Consider the following 4,976-nt stretch of genomic DNA (forward strand, 5'->3'; position numbering starts at 1 on the left):
CCATGTTTGCCAACGTATTGCAGATCGTTTAGGAATAAGAGCAAAAGTGGTTAGAACCTCTTTTATGTACCTTACATTTGTAACCGTTGGTTTTGGTTTTGCCTTATATTTATTCCTTGCCTTTTGGATGCGTATTAAAGATATGTTATATACAAAACGATCATCAGTCTTCGATTTATGAATAATCTACTAAATGAGATTTTTAAAGTAAAAATATATAGAGCAATAATGCAGGTTGTGGCATTATTACTTATTGGTGTTATTGGTTTTATGGCGCTCTCAGGAGTATCAGTTATAGATGCGTTGTATATGACAGTTATTACAATTACCACAGTTGGTTTTGGAGAAGTAGCACCTTTAGACGCAAACGCTAAAATATTTACAATATTTTTAATACTTACAAGTGTAGTTGTGGTTGGTTATGCATTAACCATAATAACAGAACATATTGTAAATAGAAATAGTCTTGAAGAATTAAAACAAAAGAAAATGAAAAAGAAAATAGACAATCTCTCTAATCATATTATTATTTGCGGCTATGGACGAAATGGAAAACAAGCAGCCAAAAAGCTGCTAGCACATAATAGACCATTTGTAATTATAGAAAAAGACAAAGATATTATTGAGAAATTTCAAGAAGAAGGTGTCGCTTTTGTTTATGGAAATGCTAATGAAGACGATACACTATTAGAAGCAGGAATAGATAGAGCTAGTACATTAATCTCTGCTTTACCAAATGATGCAGATAATCTGTTTGTAGTATTATCTGCAAGGCAAATAAATAATGAGATGCAAATAATTAGTAGAGCCTCTCAAGAAACGTCCTATAATAAATTAAAATTAGCAGGAGCAAATAATGTAATATTACCAGACAGAATAGGAGGAGACCACATGGCCTCTTTAGTCGTTGTGCCAGATTTAATAGAATTTATAGATAATTTAGGAATTGTAGGAGAAGATAACGACAACATAAATATAGAAGAAGTAAGTGTAGATAAGCTATACAATACATCTAATATTCGCACCATTAGAGATTTAGATTTACGAAACAAAACAGGATGTACCGTTATTGGTTTTAAAGGATCAGATGGTGAGTATCTGGTAAACCCAGAAGCCGAATTAAAACTAGTACCAGATTCTAAAATTATAGTTTTAGGTCGCCCAGAACAAATACAGAAATTAAACTCACTTTATAATTTAGACTAAGTTTTAACAAAAAACCTGTTAAAATGAATTAATAACGAGCATAATTTAATAAGTATACTTTTAAAAAGTCATCATTTTTTTGCATCTTGCTGGTCTTAAAATAAATATTAACTAACTAAAATATATTATGAAGAAATATCTTCTTTCAATTTTTACATTAATTTTACCACTTTTAACCTTTGCACAAGAGACTACAGAAAAAGGTTTAGATCAAAAAATAGATGAGGCATTTGGAGATGCTACAGGATGGTTTGTTAACTTCATATTTTATCAAATAGATTTTGGGGGAGGAGTTAAAGTCTTTTGGGTCTTATTTCCATTAATCTTAGGAGCATTATATTTTACCATATATTTTAAGTTAATAAATATTAGAGGCTTTTTTACATCTGTAAATATTGTTCGTGGTAAATATGATCATCTAGATCACCACGAATCTATGGTGATGGCAGGAGATTCTACTCCAGGAGGAGATGCTATAGAAACTATAGCAGTAGAAGGTCATGAAGGAGAAGTGAGTCACTTTCAAGCATTAACAGCAGCGTTATCAGCTACTGTAGGTTTGGGGAATATTGCTGGAGTTGCCATTGCAGTTTCTATTGGAGGAGCTGGAGCAACATTTTGGATGATTATAGCAGGTCTGTTAGGTATGGCTTCAAAATTTGTAGAGTGTACGCTAGGTGTTAAATATAGAGATATTGCAGAAGATGGAACTGTTTATGGAGGTCCAATGTATTATTTAACAAAAGGGTTAAAATCTAAAGGGTTTGCAGGTTTAGGGAGAGTATTAGCAGCTTTATTTGCGATATTTGTTATTGGAGGTTCTTTTGGAGGCGGTAACATGTTTCAAGTTAACCAAGCATTTCAATTAGTTGAAAGTATTACAGGTGGTAATGAATCTTTTTTACATGGTAAAGGATGGTTATTTGGTATTATTATGGCAATATGTGTCGGAGTTGTTATTATTGGAGGTATTAAAAAAATAGCTAAAGTAACAGATAAGATAGTACCATTTATGGTTGTTATATATGTAGCAGCATCTTTATTTGTTATTTTTGCAAACTTCAATATGGTAGGTGATGCTTTCGTTCAAATTTTTAATGGAGCATTTAGTCCTGAAGGAGTTGCAGGTGGAGCTATTGGAGTTTTAGTTCAAGGGTTTAGAAGAGCCGCCTTTTCTAACGAAGCAGGAGTTGGTTCTGCATCTATTGCTCACTCAGCAGTAAAAACAAAATACGCCGCAAGTGAAGGTATGGTGGCTTTATTAGAACCTTTTATAGATACTGTTGTTGTGTGTACCATGACGGCATTAGTGTTAGTAATTACAGGAAATGTAACGTCTGCTAATGCGGGATTAAATGATGCTCAAGCTATTCTGTTAACTTCAGGAGCGTTCGAATCTGTTATATCATGGTTTCCTTATGTATTAACTGTAGCTGTAGTGTTATTTGCTTTTAGTACAATGATTTCATGGTCATATTATGGTTTTCAAGGTTGGGCTTACTTATTTGGAAGAACAAAAAAAATGGAGTATACATATAAAATTATATTTTGTGTTTTTGTAGTAATAGGAGCAGCGGCTAGCTTAGGGTCTGTTATTGGTTTCTCTGATGCAATGATATTTGCAATGATGGTTCCTAATATGGTTGGTTTAGTTATTCTAGCGCCGAAAGTAAAAGATGAATTTAATAGGTATATGAAAGCTATAAAAGAAAAAAAAGCATAATATAAGATATTAAAATGAATGCTATTAAATCTCTTTTCGTTAAAACTAAACAACAACGAAAAGGGATTTTTTTATTACTACTACTCATAGTAGTATTACAATGTATTTATACTTTTGTAGAATTTCCATCAAAAGAAATTACTGTAGATACAAAAACGTTAGAAGCGTTTAAACTTCAAATAGATTCTCTTAAAAACGTTGAAATAGATAATAAAAAAACTAAAATATTTCCTTTTAACCCAAACTACATATCAGATTATAAAGGAGCAGTCTTGGGGATGAACACAGCAGAGATAGATCGTTTATTAAAATTTAGAGCACAAAATAAATGGGTTAATTCTGCTAAAGAATTTCAAAATGTAACAAAAGTTTCAGATTCTCTTTTGGTAACAATGTCTCCCTATTTTAAGTTTCCAGATTGGGTGAAAAATCCAAAACCTAGAGCTAATTTTTCTAAAACAAATCAACGTACTTTAAAGGATAATTACGAAAAAATAGATTTAAGTACAGCAACAGCTATCCAGCTTCAAAAAATATATGGTATCGGCGAAAAACTATCCGAGCGTATTATAAAATACCGTACTAAAAATAAAGGCTTTATTGCCTTAATAGAATTACAAGAGATATATGGTCTATCTCCAGAAGTTATTGAAAATATTAAAGAACGTTGTGTTATTAAATCACCTAAAAAAGCAGTAAAACTAAATGTTAATACAGCTACTAGAGATGAATTAGTAACTATTAAATACATAGATTACGAAATAGCACATAATATTATTGAGGAGAGAACACTAAGAGAAGGATTTAAGTCTATTGATGAATTAACAAAAGTAAAGGACTTTCCAATAAAAAAAATAGAGATAATTAGATTATATTTGACAATTAATTAGAAATAACGAATAATAACATAAATGGATACCAGATACTTCACAGAAGAACATCAATTATTTAGAGAAAGCTTACAAGATTTTTTAAAGAAAGAGGTTGTCCCTCATATTGAAAAATGGGAGGAAACGGGAAAAATAGACCGTTTTATATGGGAGAAGTTTGGAGAAATGGGATTCTTTGGAATAGCATATCCTGAAGCTTACGGAGGTTTAGACTTAGATTTGTTTTACACAGTGATTTTCTTAGAAGAATTACAAAAAATAAATTCTGGAGGATTTGCTGCAGCAATGTGGGCACATGCCTATTTAGCTATGACGCATGTTAATGCAGAAGGAGGAGAGGCAATAAAACAAAAGTATTTAACAAAAAGTATTACAGGAGAGTTAATAGGTGCAATGGCAGTAACAGAACCCTTTGGAGGAAGTGATGTTGCAGGAATGCGAACAACAGCAGTTAAAAAAGGAGACACCTATGTTATAAATGGTTCTAAAACTTTTATTACAAATGGAGTGTATAGCGATTATATTGTAGTCGCAGCTAAAACAAATCCAGAACTAGGAAATAAAGGGATTAGTATGTTTATTATAGATAGAGATACTCCAGGTGTAACAGCCACAAAGCTTGATAAACTTGGTTGGCGAGCTTCAGATACAGGAGAAATAGCTTTCGATAATGTTGTTATTCCCGCTAGTAATTTAATGGGTGAAGAAAATAAAGGGTTTGCATACATCATGCAGCATTTTGCATTAGAACGCTTAATAATGGGAATAAATGCCCATGCAAGAGCAGAGTTCGCACTAGAATATGCAATTCAGTATATGTCCGAGCGTCAAGCTTTTGGTAAATCTATAAATACATTTCAAGCATTACGCCATACAATGGCAGATGGATATGCAGATATGGAAGTTTGTAAAGAATTCAACTATTCAGTAACAGCAAGATTAGATAAAGGAGAATATGTTGTTAAAGAAGCGACCATTTCTAAGTTGCGATCTACTAAAATGGCAGACGATGTAATATACCAATGTCTTCAAATGCTTGGAGGTTATGGTTACATGGAAGAGTACCCAATGGCAAGACTACTTAGAGATAGTCGTTTAGGGCCAATAGGAGGTGGTACCTCTGAAATTTTAAGAGAAATTATCGCCAAAATGGTAAT

The 4,976-nt window shown here is 32.3% G+C and carries 5 protein-coding genes; all 5 read left to right on the forward strand.

From position 1 onward, the window contains the following. The coding region (locus ACVC2P_RS09170; protein ID WP_452598176.1) for a PspC domain-containing protein at window positions 1-181 on the forward strand (181 nt) is incomplete at its 5' end. After that, window positions 178-1,206: a potassium channel family protein gene (locus tag ACVC2P_RS09175; protein ID WP_452598177.1), complete on the forward strand. Its 1,029-nt coding sequence runs from the start codon at window positions 178-180 to the stop codon at window positions 1,204-1,206. The genes ACVC2P_RS09170 and ACVC2P_RS09175, both read left to right, overlap by 4 nt. A gap of 127 nt (window positions 1,207-1,333) precedes the next feature. Then, entirely contained in the window at window positions 1,334-2,929 is a 1,596-nt protein-coding gene (locus tag ACVC2P_RS09180; protein ID WP_452598178.1) for an alanine/glycine:cation symporter family protein, read from the forward strand. Between the two features lie 14 nt (window positions 2,930-2,943). After that, entirely contained in the window at window positions 2,944-3,819 is an 876-nt protein-coding gene (locus ACVC2P_RS09185; protein WP_452598179.1) for a ComEA family DNA-binding protein, read from the forward strand. Between the two features lie 21 nt (window positions 3,820-3,840). Next, window positions 3,841-4,976 (forward strand): acyl-CoA dehydrogenase family protein (locus tag ACVC2P_RS09190; RefSeq protein WP_452598180.1); only part of this gene is annotated, 1,136 nt, incomplete at its 3' end.

It is taken from the genome of Pontimicrobium sp. MEBiC01747 (assembly GCF_053601635.1).

Excerpts from the sequence above, each read along its gene's own strand:
- ACVC2P_RS09175 (WP_452598177.1), top strand. The coding sequence starts at position 178 with ATGAATAATCTACTAAATGAGATTTTTAAAGTAAAAATATATAGAGCA.
- ACVC2P_RS09180 (WP_452598178.1), top strand. The coding sequence starts at position 1,334 with ATGAAGAAATATCTTCTTTCAATTTTTACATTAATTTTACCACTTTTA.
- ACVC2P_RS09185 (WP_452598179.1), top strand. The coding sequence starts at position 2,944 with ATGAATGCTATTAAATCTCTTTTCGTTAAAACTAAACAACAACGAAAA.